Origin of the sequence: Pseudomonas sp. RIT-PI-r (assembly GCF_001297015.1) — a bacterium.
Classification (GTDB): domain Bacteria; phylum Pseudomonadota; class Gammaproteobacteria; order Pseudomonadales; family Pseudomonadaceae; genus Aquipseudomonas.
The window spans coordinates 34,665-50,246 of the sequence record NZ_LIGE01000045.1 but is presented as its reverse complement, the minus strand read 5'-3'; the positions used below and the strand labels follow the sequence as shown (position 1 = coordinate 50,246).

Annotated in this window: 13 protein-coding genes and 1 pseudogene; 5 read left to right on the top strand and 9 right to left on the bottom strand. The window is 59.7% G+C overall.

Translation table 11 applies throughout. The features are described from left to right. Positions 1–441 (bottom strand): aldehyde dehydrogenase family protein (locus AK821_RS26785; RefSeq protein WP_201783043.1); only part of this gene is annotated, 441 nt, incomplete at its 3' end. Positions 442–449: 8 nt separating this feature from the next. On the opposite strand from AK821_RS26785, the pseudogene AK821_RS26780 reads away from it, so the two are divergent. The 4 genes and pseudogenes from AK821_RS26780 to AK821_RS26765 form a co-directional block, all read left to right on the top strand. Further along, positions 450–2,678, top strand: a pseudogene (locus AK821_RS26780) (multicopper oxidase domain-containing protein); the annotation flags it as partial. Then, a complete protein-coding gene (locus tag AK821_RS26775) occupies positions 2,675–3,778 on the top strand; it encodes an SCO family protein (protein WP_064392938.1) in 1,104 nt (367 codons plus the stop codon). The pseudogene AK821_RS26780 and the gene AK821_RS26775, both read left to right, overlap by 4 nt. A gap of 94 nt (positions 3,779–3,872) precedes the next feature. Continuing rightward, positions 3,873–5,363: a sensor histidine kinase gene (locus AK821_RS26770; RefSeq protein ID WP_064392937.1), complete on the top strand. Its 1,491-nt coding sequence runs from the start codon at positions 3,873–3,875 to the stop codon at positions 5,361–5,363. Beyond that, entirely contained in the window at positions 5,332–6,762 is a 1,431-nt protein-coding gene (locus AK821_RS26765; RefSeq protein ID WP_064392936.1) for a sigma-54-dependent transcriptional regulator, read from the top strand. The genes AK821_RS26770 and AK821_RS26765 overlap by 32 nt, the downstream gene beginning before the upstream one ends. A gap of 125 nt (positions 6,763–6,887) precedes the next feature. Here the strand turns inward: AK821_RS26765 and AK821_RS26760 are convergent, their stop codons facing one another. Both AK821_RS26760 and AK821_RS26755 read right to left on the bottom strand, forming a co-directional pair. Then, positions 6,888–7,235 (bottom strand): hypothetical protein, encoded by a 348-nt coding sequence (locus tag AK821_RS26760; RefSeq protein WP_064392935.1) that lies wholly within the window; start codon positions 7,233–7,235, stop codon positions 6,888–6,890. A 56-nt stretch (positions 7,236–7,291) separates the two neighbouring features. Then, entirely contained in the window at positions 7,292–7,471 is a 180-nt protein-coding gene (locus AK821_RS26755) for a helix-turn-helix domain-containing transcriptional regulator (RefSeq protein ID WP_064392934.1), read from the bottom strand. A gap of 319 nt (positions 7,472–7,790) precedes the next feature. On the opposite strand from AK821_RS26755, the gene AK821_RS26750 reads away from it, so the two are divergent. Beyond that, on the top strand, positions 7,791–8,588 hold the full coding sequence (locus tag AK821_RS26750; RefSeq protein ID WP_064392933.1) for a class I SAM-dependent methyltransferase: 798 nt from the start codon (positions 7,791–7,793) through the stop codon (positions 8,586–8,588). A 125-nt stretch (positions 8,589–8,713) separates the two neighbouring features. Here the strand turns inward: AK821_RS26750 and AK821_RS26745 are convergent, their stop codons facing one another. From AK821_RS26745 to AK821_RS26720, 6 genes are all read right to left on the bottom strand, one after another. Next, a complete protein-coding gene (locus AK821_RS26745; RefSeq protein ID WP_064392932.1) occupies positions 8,714–9,406 on the bottom strand; it encodes a hypothetical protein in 693 nt (230 codons plus the stop codon). Next, positions 9,403–10,593, bottom strand: a complete 1,191-nt coding sequence (locus AK821_RS26740; protein ID WP_064392931.1) for a GNAT family N-acetyltransferase — start codon at positions 10,591–10,593, stop codon at positions 9,403–9,405. The genes AK821_RS26745 and AK821_RS26740 overlap by 4 nt, the downstream gene beginning before the upstream one ends. Positions 10,594–10,597: 4 nt before the next feature. Then, positions 10,598–11,287: a GNAT family N-acetyltransferase gene (locus AK821_RS26735; protein ID WP_064392930.1), complete on the bottom strand. Its 690-nt coding sequence runs from the start codon at positions 11,285–11,287 to the stop codon at positions 10,598–10,600. 68 nt (positions 11,288–11,355) lie between these two features. Further along, positions 11,356–13,275, bottom strand: coding sequence for a hypothetical protein (locus AK821_RS26730; protein ID WP_064392929.1), 1,920 nt, complete (start codon positions 13,273–13,275; stop codon positions 11,356–11,358). After that, the gene (locus AK821_RS26725; protein WP_064392928.1) at positions 13,272–14,579 is read right to left on the bottom strand and encodes an oligosaccharide flippase family protein; all 1,308 of its coding nucleotides are present in this window, start codon (positions 14,577–14,579) and stop codon (positions 13,272–13,274) included. Before AK821_RS26725 ends, AK821_RS26730 begins: the two co-directional genes overlap by 4 nt. Then, positions 14,576–15,577 (bottom strand): polysaccharide deacetylase family protein, encoded by a 1,002-nt coding sequence (locus tag AK821_RS26720; protein WP_064392927.1) that lies wholly within the window; start codon positions 15,575–15,577, stop codon positions 14,576–14,578. Before AK821_RS26720 ends, AK821_RS26725 begins: the two co-directional genes overlap by 4 nt. Between the last annotated feature and the right edge of the window lie 5 nt (positions 15,578–15,582).

The window sequence follows — 15,582 nt, the reverse complement described above, 5'->3', positions numbered from 1 at the left end:
ATACATCGCAAGGGTTGGTGAGAGTTTTTCATGAGCGAACGGCTCAGACTCATCCACCAGCTTCACTTCGCCAATCAGAATCTTAGTGCTCGGTGGCACGCTGATACCGGCCATCTCCGCAATTTTGAACGCTGGCTGGCCTACGATAGCCGCATTCAGGCCGCCGTTTTTCAGAATAATATTCTGCACCGCACTCAGTTCGGCACCCTGCAGCATATAACCGCCGTGGCTGGCGAAACGTTCACGCACCGCGTCATAGACTGAATCGACCACAATCACCGACTGTTCAGAGGCGCAGATAACCCCGTTATCAAAGGTTTTCGACATCAGAATCGACGCAACCGCACGTTTAAGATCGGCGGTTTCATCAATCACCACCGGCGTATTAACCGCCCCGACACCAAACGCAGGGTTACCCGAGCTGGAAGACGCTTTCACCACGCCCCGGCCGCCCGTGGCAGGCGCAGATCGAGGTGTACCTCAACCGCCATATCGGCTCGTCCGCCGAAGGGCGGCCACCAGGAAAAGGCTGGGCGCACCAGCGCTGGAACGAGTTCTACCCGCAAGTCGCCTACAAAACCGTGCAGACCGGCGCGCGCCTCAATGGTGGCCTGCGTGACAGTGTGCAAATGCACCATTACGCCGTCGGTGAGTTCGGCCCCGGCGGCCTGTATCACAACGTCGCTGGCGTACCGCTGACCGATGGCACCGCCAAAGGTGTCGACCCGCGTTTCCACCCGGCCATGCCGGCGCAAAACCACAACTCGGTGTGGACCTTCGACGGCACGTTGCCGCCAAAACTGTTGATGGTGCGCTACGGCCAACCGGTGATGATGCGTCACTACAACGGCTTGCCGATCGACCCGTCGGCCAACCGAGGCTTCGGTCTGCATACGATCAGTACCCACGAGCACAACGGTCACGCGCCGGCGGAAAGCGATGGCTATGCCAACGCGTTCTTCTTCCCGGGGCAGTTCTATGACTATCGCTGGCCGATCCAGCTCGCCGGTTACGACAGCATCAACACCAAGGCTGAAGACCCACGTGCGGCGTTCCCTTGCGCACCGGGTGAAACCTTGTGGGTCAACGACCTGGCCCCCGCGAAGAAAACCTGCGACCACGGCACGATCAAAATCCGTGGGGACTGGCGCGAGACCATGAGCACTCACTGGTTCCACGATCACATGCTCGATTTCACCGCGCAGAACGTCTACAAAGGCAATGCGGCGATGATGAACTATTACAGCGCGCTGGATCGCGGCAATGAATCGGTGGACGACGGCGTCAACCTGCGTCTGCCCAGCGGCAGCGCCTTGCCATGGGGCAACCGTGACTACGACGTCAACCTGGTGTTTGCCGACAAGGCGTGGGATCAGGAAGGGCAGTTGTGGTTCAACCCGTTCAACACCGACGGCTTCCTCGGTGATCAGTTGCTGGTCAACTGGCAGTGGAAACCGACCCTCGATGTGCGTGCGCGCAGTTATCGCTTCCGCATCCTCAACGGCTCGGTGTCGCGCTACTTCAAACTGGCGCTGGTGCGGGAAATCAAAGGCACCAGCGGCGAGTTCCAGGGGCCGAAAAACTCCGGCGTGTCGTACAGTCGCGTGCCGTTTCACATGATTGCCAACGACGGCAACATCATGGAACACAGCGTACCGTTTGACGGCAGCATGGATCTCGATGCCGATGGCGACAAACAGAACCACAACGCGATCCTGCCGACTCAGGGTATCGCCGAGCGCTTCGACATCATCGTCAACTTCTCGAAAAACGGCATCAAACCGGGGGACAAGCTGTTCTTCGTCAACCTGCAGGCTCACGACGACGGTAAGGGACCCAAAGATGTCATCCCGCTGGGCGACATCCTGTCGGAGAGATACCTGGCGGTGATCAAGCAGACCAGCAAGGGCCCGCAGTGGGACAGAGGCGATCCGGCGGTTGGCAAGGTCTTGCAGCTCAACGTCAAGGCCTACACCGGCCAGGATCTGGCGATGAACCCGGCAGCCTACGAACCGGCGAAACCGGGCAAGGCTGAAGGGCTGGTGATGATCCCGCTGAAGCTTCACCGCGACAATGCTGCTGACAAAGCCGTGCTAGCCAAGGCTCGCCACCGCACCTTCACCTTCGGCCGCTCCGACGGCACCGATGAAGCGCCATGGACGGTCAAGACCGATGGCGGCTTCGGCTTCCACATGGACCCGCGTCGCTTGAATGCTTCGACTCAGCTGTCCAGCGGCCCGACCGATGCCGGTATCACCGGGTTCGGCACCCTCGAAGTGTGGAACATCAAGGCCGGCGGCACGGGTTGGAGCCATCCGGTGCATGTGCACTTCGAAGAGGGGATCATCCTCAGTCGCGGCGGCAAGGCCCCGCCAGAGTGGGAAAAATGGGCGCGCAAGGACGTCTATCGCATCGGCTCGGAAAAGGACGGTCTGGACAGCGTCGAAATGGCGATCAACTTCCGCGAGTTTGCCGGGACGTATATGGAGCACTGTCACAACACTCAGCATGAAGACAACTCGATGCTGCTGCGTTGGGACCTTGAGAAGCCCGGGCAACTGCAACTGATGCCAACCCCACTGCCAAGCTGGGACGGTGTGCGCTACGTCAACTCTGCCGCGCTGCCTACCTTCCGCAACGGTGACGGTGTTGGCCCACAAGTGGTGGTCAAACCATGAACCGCCGGCACGCTGACCGCCTACCGCAGCATACCCCGCGCTCCCGGGCGCTGGGCATGCACCTGGTGCTGATGCTGGTGGCCTGTGTGCTCGGCAGCCGTGTGCTGCTGGCACACCAGGCCAGCGTCGGCGAACCGTCAGCGGCCAGTGAATCCGCCACCCCGTGGGGTGGCGACTATTTCCCCAATACCTTGCTGACCGATCAGGACGGTCGGCAGGTGAATTTCTTCGATGACCTGATCAAAGACAAAGTGGTGGTGATCAACTTCATCTTCACCTCGTGCAGCGACTCTTGCCCACTGGAAACTGCACGCTTGCGCCAGGTGCAGAAACTGCTCGGCGATCGGGTCGGCCAGGACATCTTTTTCTACTCGATCAGCATCGATCCGCTCAGTGACACCCCCGAAGTGCTCAAGGCCTATTCGCAGCGCTTCAAGGTCGGCCCCGGCTGGAAGTTTCTCACCGGCGAGTTCGAAGACGTCACCGACTTGCGCAAGAAACTCGGGCTGTTCATCGAAGGTGTCGACAACGGTCGCAGCAAGGATCACAACCTCAGCCTGATCGTCGGTAACCAGAGCACCGGGCGCTGGATGAAGGCGTCGCCGTTCGAAAATCCGTGGATCCTCGCCGATCAACTGGCCAACACCCTGCAGAACTGGAAGCAACCGAGCATCGAGGAAAGCTACGCCAATGCCCCGGCCATTCGCCCGCCCAGCAACGGCGAAGAACTGTTCCGCACCCGCTGCGCCTCGTGCCACAGCCTTGGCCCCATGGATGGGCAGGGCCTCGGCATGCGCAGCATCGGCCCGGACCTGATCGGTGTGACCCGCAACCGCGACCCGAAATGGCTCAATCGCTGGATTCGCGAGCCGGATCGCCTGCTCGCGGAAAAAGACCCGATCGCATTGCAACTGTATGAACAATTCGAGCGAATTCCGATGCCCAACCTGCGCCTCGACGAGCCGTCCGCGCAGTCGATCATCGACTTTCTCAGTGAAGAAACCGAGCGCCAGCATCCGTCCACCGCTGCCGTGGCCGACGGGGCGTTGACGCCAGTAAAACCGGGCGATCCAGCCGCAGCGGTGAGTCGTATGCAGTAGCGGCGAAATAGCATCATTGAACCGTGTGTCGCGGTCAGAGCCACCTACACTGATCTCTGTACGCGACTCGATAGAAAAACTCCAGGGCACTCCCATGCAGCGACTGGAAGCACAAAAAACCTCTGCACCGAACCCATCGGTCGCAGGCAAGGGCTGGCGCGAGCAGTTCAATCTGCTGCGCTGGTTCTCGCTCGCGAGTTTTTTCATCATCGCCGCCGTGGCGCTGGGGTTGGGTTATATCTCCACGCGCTTCGTGGTCACCGAAAGCGTCGAGCGCGACGCGCTGCTGACTGCGCAATTCGTCCAGGCCATCGGCGCGGCGGAAATGCGTCACGCGAAAATCAATCCGAACCGGACGATGGGCGAAATGCTCGACCCGCGCCAGGACAACCACTATCCCGATGTTGACCCGGCGTTACAGGCTTCGGCACGCACCGAGTTTCTCGATCACGTCGAACACTTGCCGGACATTTTGCTCGCGACCGTTTATGCGCTGGATCGCACGGTGATCTGGTCGACCAACGCTGAGCTTATCGGCGTGCACATCAAGGATGACGATGAGCTCGACGAATCATTCGAGATGAAAGTGCCTGTGTCTTCCAGCTACCACAAGATCGACGATGAGAAACCCGAGCAGCAAATGCTGCGCGAACCGAAATACCTGTTCATCGAGAACTACATCCCGATGTTCAACGCCGACAAAAGCAAAGTCGTCGCCATGGTCGAGGTCTACAAGGAGCCGGCGGATCTGGTCGATCGCATTGACCGTGGGTTTGCCTCGATCTGGGCGGCGACTTGCTTCGGCGGTGCGGCGATTTTTCTAGCCTTGTTCTGGATCGTCCGGCGCGCGGCGAAATTGCTGCAGAGCCAGCAGCAACAACTGATCAGCAACGAAACCTTCGTCGCCCTCGGCGAGATGTCCTCGGCGGTGGCGCACAGCCTGCGCAATCCGCTGGCGACGATTCGTTCCAGCGCCGAACTGGCCCAGGAAATCGCCAGCCCCGGTGCGCAGCGCAACATCGGCGACATCATCAGTCAGGTCGATCGCATGTCACGCTGGGTGCGTGAACTGCTGGTGTCGTTGCGGCCGATGAATGACGACGGCGAGACCGTCGATCTGGTGTTGGCAGTTGAAGACACCTTTGGCGCATTTGATGCATTGATCAAACGCAGTGGCGTCGAAGTGCGGTTCAGTCCGCAAAACTGCGCGCCGGTCGTCAGTCAAAAGGTGTTGCTCACGCAAATACTCAATAGCCTGTTCGCCAATGCCCTGGAAGCCATGCCCAAGGGCGGTGTGCTCAGCGTCGAATTCGAATCACCGCAGCCGGACCGCGTGCGCATGACCCTGAGCGACACCGGCAAGGGCATGAGCGCGCAGCAGCAACTGTTGGTGTTCAAACCGTTTTTCACCACTAAACAGGGCGGCCTCGGGGTTGGTCTGGCGTTGGTCAAAAGAATCATGGAGCGTTTTGAAGGTTCGGTCGTGCTGACCAGCCGCGAGCAGGAAGGAACCCGCGTCAGTCTCAACTTCAAAGTGGCATCGGGAGGGGAATATGGAACACAGCATTCTGCTGGTCGAGGATGACGAACTGTTGGCCGAAAATATTCAGACCTACCTGGAGCGCAAAGACTTCGAGGTGACCGTCTGCCATTCGGCCGAGGACGCGCTGGCGCAACTGGAAACCTTCATGCCCGACATTGTGCTGACCGACAACTCGCTGCCGGGCATGAGCGGGCACGAGCTGATCCAGAAGCTGCGCATCAGCGCGCCGGATCTCAAAGTGATCATGATGACCGGCTACGGCAACGTCGAAGATGCCGTGGTGGCGATGAAGGAGGGCGCCTTTCATTACGTCACCAAACCGGTGGCGCTGACGGAACTCAAACTGCTGCTCGACAAGGCGCTGGCTACCGAACGGATGGAACGCACGCTGTCGTTCTATCAGGAACGCGAGGCGCAGAAATCCGGGGTACAGGCGCTGATTGGCGACTCGGCGCCGATGCAGTATCTGAAGAACACCATCGGCCAGTTGCTCGATGCCGAGCGGCGCATGGCCAACACCGATCTGCCGCCGGTCTTGGTAGAGGGGGAGACGGGCACCGGCAAGGAATTGGTGGCCCGCGCGCTGCATTTCGACGGCCCGCGCAGCAAAGGTCCGTTCATTGAATTCAACTGTGCGTCGATCCCGTCGAATCTGGTGGAATCGGAGTTGTTCGGGCACGAGAAGGGTGCGTTCACCGATGCCAAGGACCGTCGCGTTGGTCTGGTGGAAGCGGCGGATGGCGGCACGTTGTTTCTGGATGAGATTGGCGAGATGGACCTGCTGTTGCAGGCGAAAATTTTGAAGTTGCTGGAGGATCGCACCATTCGCCGCGTCGGTTCGGTGAAGGAGCGCAAGGTCAATCTGCGGGTGATCAGTGCGACCAACTGCAACCTGGAGCAAATGGTTCAGCAGGGCAAATTCCGTCGTGATCTGTTTTTCCGCTTGCGGATCATTTCGATCAAGGTGCCGCGTCTGTATGCGCGGGGTGAAGATATTCTGCTGCTGGCGCGGCATTTCCTCGCCAGCCATGGCAAGCGTTACGGCAAACCGAATCTGCATTTCAGCGATCAAGCCGAGGAGTTGCTGCTCAGTTACACCTGGCCGGGCAATGTGCGCGAGCTGCGCAACATGCTTGAGCAAACGGTGTTGCTGGCGCCGAGCGACACGATTGCTGCGCATCAGTTGAACGTGTGCATGAGCCTGGTCGACGAGCCGCCGCTGCATATTCATGAAGCCCCGATGCACTACGAACCGCGCCCGGCGAGCAACACCGAATCGATGAACCTGCCGGAAGTCGAACGCGACATGGTGCGCAAGATGCTCGACAAGACCGACTGGAACGTCACCAAGTCCGCGCGTCTGCTGGGCCTGAGCCGCGACATGCTGCGCTACCGCATCGAAAAACTCGGCCTCGCCCGGCCCGATAAACGGCAGTGGTAGCCCCACCGCAAATTCCCTGTAGGAGTGAGCCTGCTCGCGATAGCGGTGTGTCAGTCGACCTCTTTATTGCTGACACACCGCTATCGCGAGCAGGCTCACTCCTACAAGGGATCGGAGGTGCCGGATCAATGCTGCTGCCGGCTCAAACACTCCAGCAAACACCCCGGATCCAGCACCTCGTCATTCACATAAATCCCGCGCTCGGCATCGTACGTGCGAATAAACACCCGCACCGTCGCATCCGCCACCGTCGGCAATTGTGAATCGTAGAACTCATGGTCACCCGGAATCACCACAAAATCCTGCGGCGCCGTATCGTCGTAAGGTTTGGGCGGTGTGGAACCCAGCGAATACGGAGCAGGGTGGGCGAAGGGCTGGTTGGGCCCGTAATAATTGAAATTGCTGTCCAGCGCTTGCGCCTGAGTGGCAGCAAGCAGACAGCCGGTCAACAACAGCCGAGCGAGCATATGCATGGCGGCACCTGCGAGTGCGGTTTTCCCCAAGGCTATTAACTATAGCTGCCCGACATTCAAACAACCGGGTGATTGATCACATGCCCCGGCTGTGCGCAGGCCTTGAGGACATAGCCGATTGCGCGAAGAAACTCTTCGTTATCCCCGTCTGCAAGAACCTGGGACAGGTATTCGCTGATGGCTTCGTCACTGTCCAGCAATGCTGCCACGTCGAAAATCGTTAACGTCTGGCTCATGGTTAAACCTCCTTAGCCATTTTTTGTGCGCGTCGGATGTCTGCGCTTTGTGAGGATATCCATGTGAGCAGAGTTGAATAGTCAGCCGTGTCCGCTATCTGTTTTGATAATTCGCCGACACTTGTAGGCATGAACACTCAGATATGTAGGAGCTGCCGCAGGCTGCGATCTTTTGATCTTGACCTTTAAAAACAAGATCAAAAGATCGCAGCCTGCGGCAGCTCCTACACGAATTGGCTTACAAGTTTGCAACAACCGCAATTGCCGGGCTGATCTAGACTCGGATCCGCTCAATCACGAGCATCGTCCGGAGTGCGCCATGGAAGTGCCCAACAATAAAACCGCCATCGACAGCAATCGACAGGCGTGGAACGATTCCGCTCGCCATCACCAGGATTCGCCTGATTGGCAGGCCTTGCTCGGCGAAGTCGCGCAGGCGGATTTCTCTTGCCTTGATGAGACGTTGAGCGGGTTGCTGGAGGTCGATGGCAAGGATGTGATTCAACTGGGCTGCAACAACGGCCGCGAGAGTCTCTCCCTGTTTGCGCTCGGTGCCAGAAGCGTGGTCGGTGTCGATCAGTCGTCGGCGTTTCTCGAACAGGCGCGTGAGCTGAACAAGCGTTCACCGCATAACGCCGAGTTCATCGAAACCGATATTCATCACCTGCCAGCGTCTTTGCAGAACCGGTTTGACGTGGCACTGATCACCATTGGTGTTTTGAACTGGATGCCGGACATCGGTGAGTTTTTCGGCCATGTTGCTTCAACGCTGAAACCGGGTGGGAAACTGGTTATCTATGAAACCCATCCATTTCTGGAGATGGTCGATCCCGACGCAGAGGATCCGTATCGCCTCGCCAGTTCGTACTTCCGCGCCGAGCCGTTTGTGCAGGAAGAACCGATTGTCTACGTCGGCAAGGTTGAGCAGCAGGCGGCGAAGTCGTATTGGTTTGTGCATACGCTGGGGGCGATTTTCAGTGGTGCCATCGGGGCAGGGCTGAACATCGCGCACTTCAAGGAATACGCGCATTCGAATCGGGAAGAGGTTTATGACCGGTATCTGAATCGAGAGGCGCAGATGCCGATGTGCTTTACCCTAGTCGCCACCAAGGCCTGATCGATCGATGCGGCTGCCGGCCTCATCGCGAGCAGGCTCGCTCCTACATTTGAAATGCATACCCCTGTAGGAGTGAGCCTGCTCGCGATGGCGGCATCAAAGCCGCCACAAATATCCAGACTGAATCAAGCCTGCGCCGCCGCCGTCACTACTGGTCTTTCCGGCTTGCGCAGCGCCTCCAGCCTTGAATCGCTGTAGTTCGATTCGCGGAAGAAACGCCAGTGCCCGAACAGGTCGTAAACATGCGTGATATGCCCTTGTTCCTGATAGCCCAGGCGAATATGCATCTTCAGGGCCTGTACATTGGCGTTGTCGCAGATATCCACGACTTTTTTAAAGCCTCGGGCAGACATGACTTGCCAAAGTGCGGTCTGTGCATCGACGGTCAAGCTACTGCCGAAATAGTGCCGGGTAATTTCGGCACCGAACTGGAAGTATTCACCGGGCTTGACCGGGAACGTGCAGCGGTAGAAGTGGCGGTCGTAATAGTCGCGAGTGCTGGCCCAGACGAACCCGACGGTGTGATCGTCCTCGTCCAGGTACATGTGCCCCGTATGCCCTTCAGCGGCCAGCTCGGCCATGGTCTCCACGCGGTCACCAAAGTACTTGCCGAATGCCTTGGCGTTGTCCTCGGTGATGTCGACTCTGCGCAAACCTTCGCAGGGGCGCAGTTTGTTCGCGGCAATCGGCGTGACCAGGTCGCGCTCCATCCACAGCAATTCACGGTGAGCGAACACGTAACGTTTCCACAGCGCGCCAAGGGTGCGGCGCAGACCTTTTTGTTTGATGCGCAGAAGCAGATTTTCGATGACGCTCATGATGCCCTCCGAGGCGCTAGCCCAGGTGTGTTGGATGGTGTTGCCGGTTGAATTTCGGATGTGTTCGCCGCCGTCGAGTTGCCGGCACGCGGTGCGCGCCATTTTTGCAGGGCCGGTTTGACGTGGTGCCAAAGGCGTAGTCCCAGGCCCAGCAGCAGACCGCTCGGGCGCCATGAGTAGAAACTCCAGCGCCAGTGTTCCAGTTGCCCGGTCATGCGTTCGTGCAGTTGATGGCTGGAGTTTTCCAGGCTGACCCGCGACGCGTCGATCCAGCGCCAGTGCTCATCCAGCCCCCAACGAATCCATTCCTCCAGCAGCACCCGGCCGCTACCGAGGTCGGCGTACTGCGGCAAAAACGCCAGGTTGTAATCGTAGAGCCGGCCCTGTTCGAGCAGGCCGAGGCGATAGCTGATGCAGCGGCCGTTCAGCTCCAGCGTCACGACCCGAACCAGGCCTTGGGCGGCGAGGGCGGTGAAGGCGCTTTGCATCCACTGACGACTGCGTTCGGTGGCGAAAATCCCGACGCCCTCGTCACCTTTCCAGCTGACCGACTCGACTTCCTGCAGCGCTTCTAAAATCGTAGGCATCGACAGCGCATCGGGGGTGATTCGCCGCACTTGCGCATCGCATGCGGCAATCCGTTTGCGTGCCCGACGCAGCTTGTAGCGCGGGTCGCCGGAAATCTCCTGATGATCGGCATCGCTGATCAGATGCACCGGCACCCGGCAACTCAGGCGCCGTTCAGCCGTGGAACTGCGCGCCATCCATTCGGTGAGCGCACTTTCTTCACCGGCAGGTTCCGACAGTTCATTGAGTTGCAGCAGCGCATGGGGCAGATGTTTGCGGATCAGCACCAGCGCCTTGTGCATGTCTTCGCTGCCGAGCAACGACAGCAGGGCCAGGCGATCGGCCATTGGATAACCCAAGTGATGCAAAACGCGAAACGGTACGCCAGCGAAGCGTTCGCGGCTGGCCACCAGTGGCAGGCACAGCAGCAATTGCTCGGATTGCCAGCCGAGCAGAATGTGCAGGCGCTGATCCTCGCCCATGGCCTGCTCTGCCGCGCACAACCAGCCAAGGTTGTTGAACGGCGTGTGGTCGGCCACGCGCAAGCGTAGTGCTTCGTAGGCTGTTGCCGGGAAGTCGGTAGCGCACAGGGAGGTGCGCCATTCGAATCGCATCACCATGGGTTCAGGCCGCCGTTGCTTTGACAGGTGGACGGGAAGTTTTACCCAGCGCCGCCAGACGCGAGACGCTGTAGCGGGTTTCGCGATAGAAGCGCCAGCGGCCGAACAGCGTGTAGATATTCATGATCCGCTGTTGTTCGGTATAGCCCATGCGCAGGTGCAGCTTGAGCGCCGGGACATTGCTCGAGTCACAGACATCGACCACTTTGCGGCAGCCTTTCAAGGCCATGGCTTCCCACAGGCGCAGTTGCAGATCTACCGACAACTCGGTGCCCCAGTAGGCACGGGTCAGTTCGCCGCCGAATTCGAAAAACTCGCCGGGTTTAACCGGAAACCGGCAGCGGTAGTAATGCCGATCGAAATAGTCGCGTGGCGTGCCCCAGATAAACGCCACGGCATCGCCTTTGTCGTCGACATGCATATGCCCGGTGTGACCGTCACTGGCCAAATCGGCCATGACACCGACGCGGTTGCCGAAGTAGCGGGCAAAGGCGCTGACGTTGTTTACGGTGATCTTCAGCATGCGCAGTGGCGGGTAGGGTTTGAGGCTGTGTGGCGGCACGGGGCTGACCAGATCGCGCTCCATCCACAGCAGTTCCTGATGGGCAAAAATGTACATTCTGCGGATCTTCGCCAAGGTCGCTCGCAGGCCTTTACGACGGATATGTCCGCAGAGTCTTCGCAATACATCCATGGTCTCTTCTCCTGTTAAGGGTCCCACGCACAGCAAAAGGCTCGCGGGGCAGAACATCGAAGGGCGGTTCATGAAGCGCTCCAGGTCAGGGCAAACAGGGTTTGCCCCGGTAATTCGAAACGTACGCGCCCGTTTTCGCAGGCAAACGGTATGTCGTGGCTGCGATTGTCAGCGCCGAAGAAACGCAGGGCGCTCTGGTTCAGCGGGCACTTGGCACCGCTCAGATCAACGCGTTGCAGGCGCGTGCCTTTGTTCACCCCGAGCAGTGCGCGCTGCTCGTCGCCGGCCATCGCCAGGACATCCACCTCAAAAGCGTCGTTATCCAGTTGCAGCACTTGCGGCAGCCAATGCCGGGCGATGAATTGCTGGGCAAGGCCCACCGGTTTGAGCTCGAAGCGACCATCGTCGTGTATGCGCACCATGCCCTTGCCGTAGGGCGGTTCGTCGGCCGCCTGAAACCAGTTGAGCATGCTCAGCAGGCCATCCTGAGAAGCATTGATGACCACCGACGCCCACCACAGCGCGGTGTAATGGGTTTCCTGATCGTAGGGGCTCAGGGCCGAGCCACTGGACAGATTGGTCTGATCCAGCAGCAATGCTTTACGTGGCTGACCTTTAGCGTCCAGCCCCACCAGGTCTGCTGCGCGGCGCACGCTGTCGCGGTAGACCCGGGTGGCCAGCAAGTCGCGAATCATCCATTCATGCCAGGCCAATGCATCGACCTGATCGGCGGATTCACTGAGTAGACGCCGCGCCCAATCGATGCCGCGCTTGTCCGCTGCGTTTTCGGTGAACGGCCCATTGACCAGCCGCGAGCTGGCCGGCATTGCGATGCGCACGCCAGCCTTGGCGTTGGCTGGGTCGCTGCGCACCTGCCGCGCCATGCTGTTGAAGATCGCCCGGTATTGTTCGTAACTTGAATAGTTGAGATTAGGCTCGTCGGCGAAACCGATGTAATGCGTGCCTTTGCCATCCAGGGCGCGGGTGCCGGCGAGCCAGGCGTCGAGGCCGCTGTTGCTTTGTGCATCGGCGCGCAGATCGGCCTGACGTCCGGTGCCGGCGAGCAGGGTGATGTCCTGGCGAATGCCGAAGCGATTTTGATAAAGCTGACGGAACGCGTCTTCGAAATGTGGATTCTTCGCGGTGACGTCAACGAAGCTGTAGTAACTCGCTGCCCCCGGCCTCAGTGCATCAAGTAAGGCATGGCTGGCGGGTGGTGGCACGAGGTACGGCAGAGCAATGCCCAGATCCGGCGTGCGGCCGAGAATTTTATCGTGCAGGGTCAAATGCGTTTGCCCCGGATCTTCGCGCAAGGGCTGCAACTGCTGCGGATTTTGTGCAAACAGATTGGCTGTGCCGTCGAGCCAGAATGCCGCTTTGCCAGTGCCTCGCAGACGCAGGCGCCAGACTTGTTCCTGTTGGCTGACCGGTAGGGCGACCTGATCGAACTGCCAATAGGCACGATAGGGTTTCAGTGCCAGCGTCAGCGTTTGCTCATCGCCCACCCGCTGTGCCTGCAAACCGCTGACGCCGCCATGGAACTTGCCGGCCAGCACCGCGTGTTCACCGGGTGCGACTCTGAAATACAGCTCAGTGGCGTTACGTACTTCCGCGCTGAAATGCACCTTGGCCGGGGCAAACAGCGCCACGGTTTTTTCGTCATGTTCAATCCGATAACTACGAAAGCTGTAGCCGGGAATTTCCAGTCGACTGCTGGCAGCCCCGGGCAGCAAAGTCCAGCTCTGCGAACCGCGAGTTTCGCTGGCTTTGATCAACCGTTCGCCCTGCAACTTGCCCTGACCATCGAGCAGATAAATATGCTCTTCATTGGCCTCGGCCTGCCATGCCGGCACCCATCGCACTGTTACGGTGTCCGGGCGATCCGCTTGCAGATACAAACTGCCGTCACGGATATCGCCCCACTGCATCGGCGCCGCGAAACCGTTCAGCGTCAGGCCGAGTCCGAACAGCAGGGCCAGGCGTTTCATGCTGTCTTCCGACGTTGCAGCATCAACCACATCGGGGTGATGTCGCTGGGCAGGATGATCAAGGTTTGCCAGAACGGCACGTTGCTCAAGCGGCAATAAAGCACCAGCATCGCCACCGTCACCGCCAGATAGGCGATTGATGAAGCCGCCGCTGCTCCGACAATGCCGTAGGCAGGAATCAACAGCAGATTCAGCGCCAGGTTGAGCAGCGCGCCGATGCCCATCAGCAACGACACCGTGCCGGGGCGATCCTTGCCAATCAGATCCAGGCGCAGAATGCTCGCATAGCACAGGCCCAGCAGCCCCGGCAGCAACGCGAGCAGCGCCGGGTAGGCCGGTTGGTAAGCGACGCCGAACAGGGTGACGATCAACCATTCGCCGATCACAGCCATGGTCAGGCAGGCGCCGAGCATCACCGTGGCGGTCAGGCGTAGGGCCAGCGGCGTGACCTTGTCCATGCCTTTATCCTGTTGCAGCAGTCGCTTCATCAGTGGTGTGGTGACCGCCTCCGGAACGATCAGCAACAGCTCGGCGGCGGCACTGGCCATGGCGTAGTGGCCGAGCGCGGTACTGCCCAGCAGGGCGCCGATAAACAAGTAGTCGGAGCGCAGAATGATCTGTTGAAACAGCAGGTCCGGATGGCTGCGCGCACTGAAGCGCAGCAGCTCGTTCTGGCTCGCACGGTCCCATTGCAGTTGCAGCGGCTGTGCGCGTTTGAGCCACATCCAGCCCACCAGCACCACCAGACTGATGCCGGCCAGCCAACTGATCAGCGCGGCTTCGAGTGCTGCCTCTTTCCACATCCAGAACAGCGCGACAAACAACAGCAGCGGCGCGAGGGATTCGATCAGACGCAGAACATTAAAGGCGACCACGCCGCCCGATGCGTTGTGCAAGGTCAGCAAGCCGCTTTTAAGCACGGTCAACGGCACCGCCAGCAGCAACAGCCACGCCAGCAGACCGAGCTGCATTGTCACATCGAGCTCGCTGCCGAACTCACGGGCCAGCGCGACCACCAGCAAGGTCAGCAGCCCGGCCAGAAGACAGCCGAACACCAACACCTGAGCGAGCAACACGCCCATCGGCCGCTGATTGGCCGCTTGATAACCGACTGCCGAATTCAAACCGCCGCTGGTAGCCGCGCTGATCAGGTCCGGCAGAGTGCTGAGCAGGGCGAACAAACCGCGTTCACTGGGGCCGAGAATCCGCGCCAGCAACACATTGCGCAGCAGGCGCAAGGCAATCATTGCCAGTTTGGTGCCCATGCTCAGGGCCAGATGCTTGAGGTAGCTACCGCGACTCATGGCCGTGCCCCGCGATAAATGCGCCACGACAACAGCGCCGGATTGCACGCGATGCGCTGACTGACGCCGAAGCGCGGCAAGTTCAGCGGGTCGCCTTCGCCGCGATAAATGCCGGTGCCGGTGCCGAGGGCGAACGGATAATCGTGATTGGCGATCTGCTCGCGCACGCGTTCATCGTTGTCGCCGTTGGGGTAGCAATACACCGGCAGTGGGCGATTGCAGCCGTTGTACAAGGCATCGCGGCTGCGGCTGATTTCTTCGTTCAGGCGCTGATCATCAAGGCCGGTGAGGATGGCGTGGCTGGCACCGTGCGGGCCAAAGCGCACCAGACCGGAAGCCTCCAGCGCGCGCACTTGATGCCAGTCCAGCGCTTGCGGCTGTGATTCGGCTGGGCACTCATCGGTGAGTTTTTCCAGTTCCTGCGGGTCAAGCGTCTTCAATCCTTGGAGGAAATGCAGCAGCGCCAGGCTGCGGCGGTCGACATCAATGTCATCGAGCAGTACCGGCAATGGGTGATGCATGAACTGCAGGCTCTCGATCAAGTGCATCCGCGCTTTTTCACCGTGGCTGCCCCACAGGGTTTCGCCAAGGCTTTCCCACCAGAAACGCTGACGGCTGCCGATGAAATCGGTGGAGAGGAAAATGCTCGCCGGTACCTGATGCTTCTGCAACAGCGGGAAGGCGTTGACGGCGTTGTCGCGCCAGCCGTCATCAAAGGTCAGCGCCACCCGTGGGCGCTCGCTGCGCAGCGAATTGGGCTGGAGGATTTCCATCAGCGGCACGCAATCGAAATGCCGCCGCAGCCACAGCAGTAAATGCTCGAAGGCCTTGGGTCCGACGCACAGTTCATTGCGGTGCGGGAGGTTGGCGGCACGGTCGTTGGCCAGTACCCGGTGCAGCATCAGAATGACCCCCGCACCGTGCAACTGGTTGCGCCCCACAGACGAGTTGAGATAGAGCCAGCCGCTGGTGCGTTTTAGCAGTTGTTTGATCGCCATGGCAT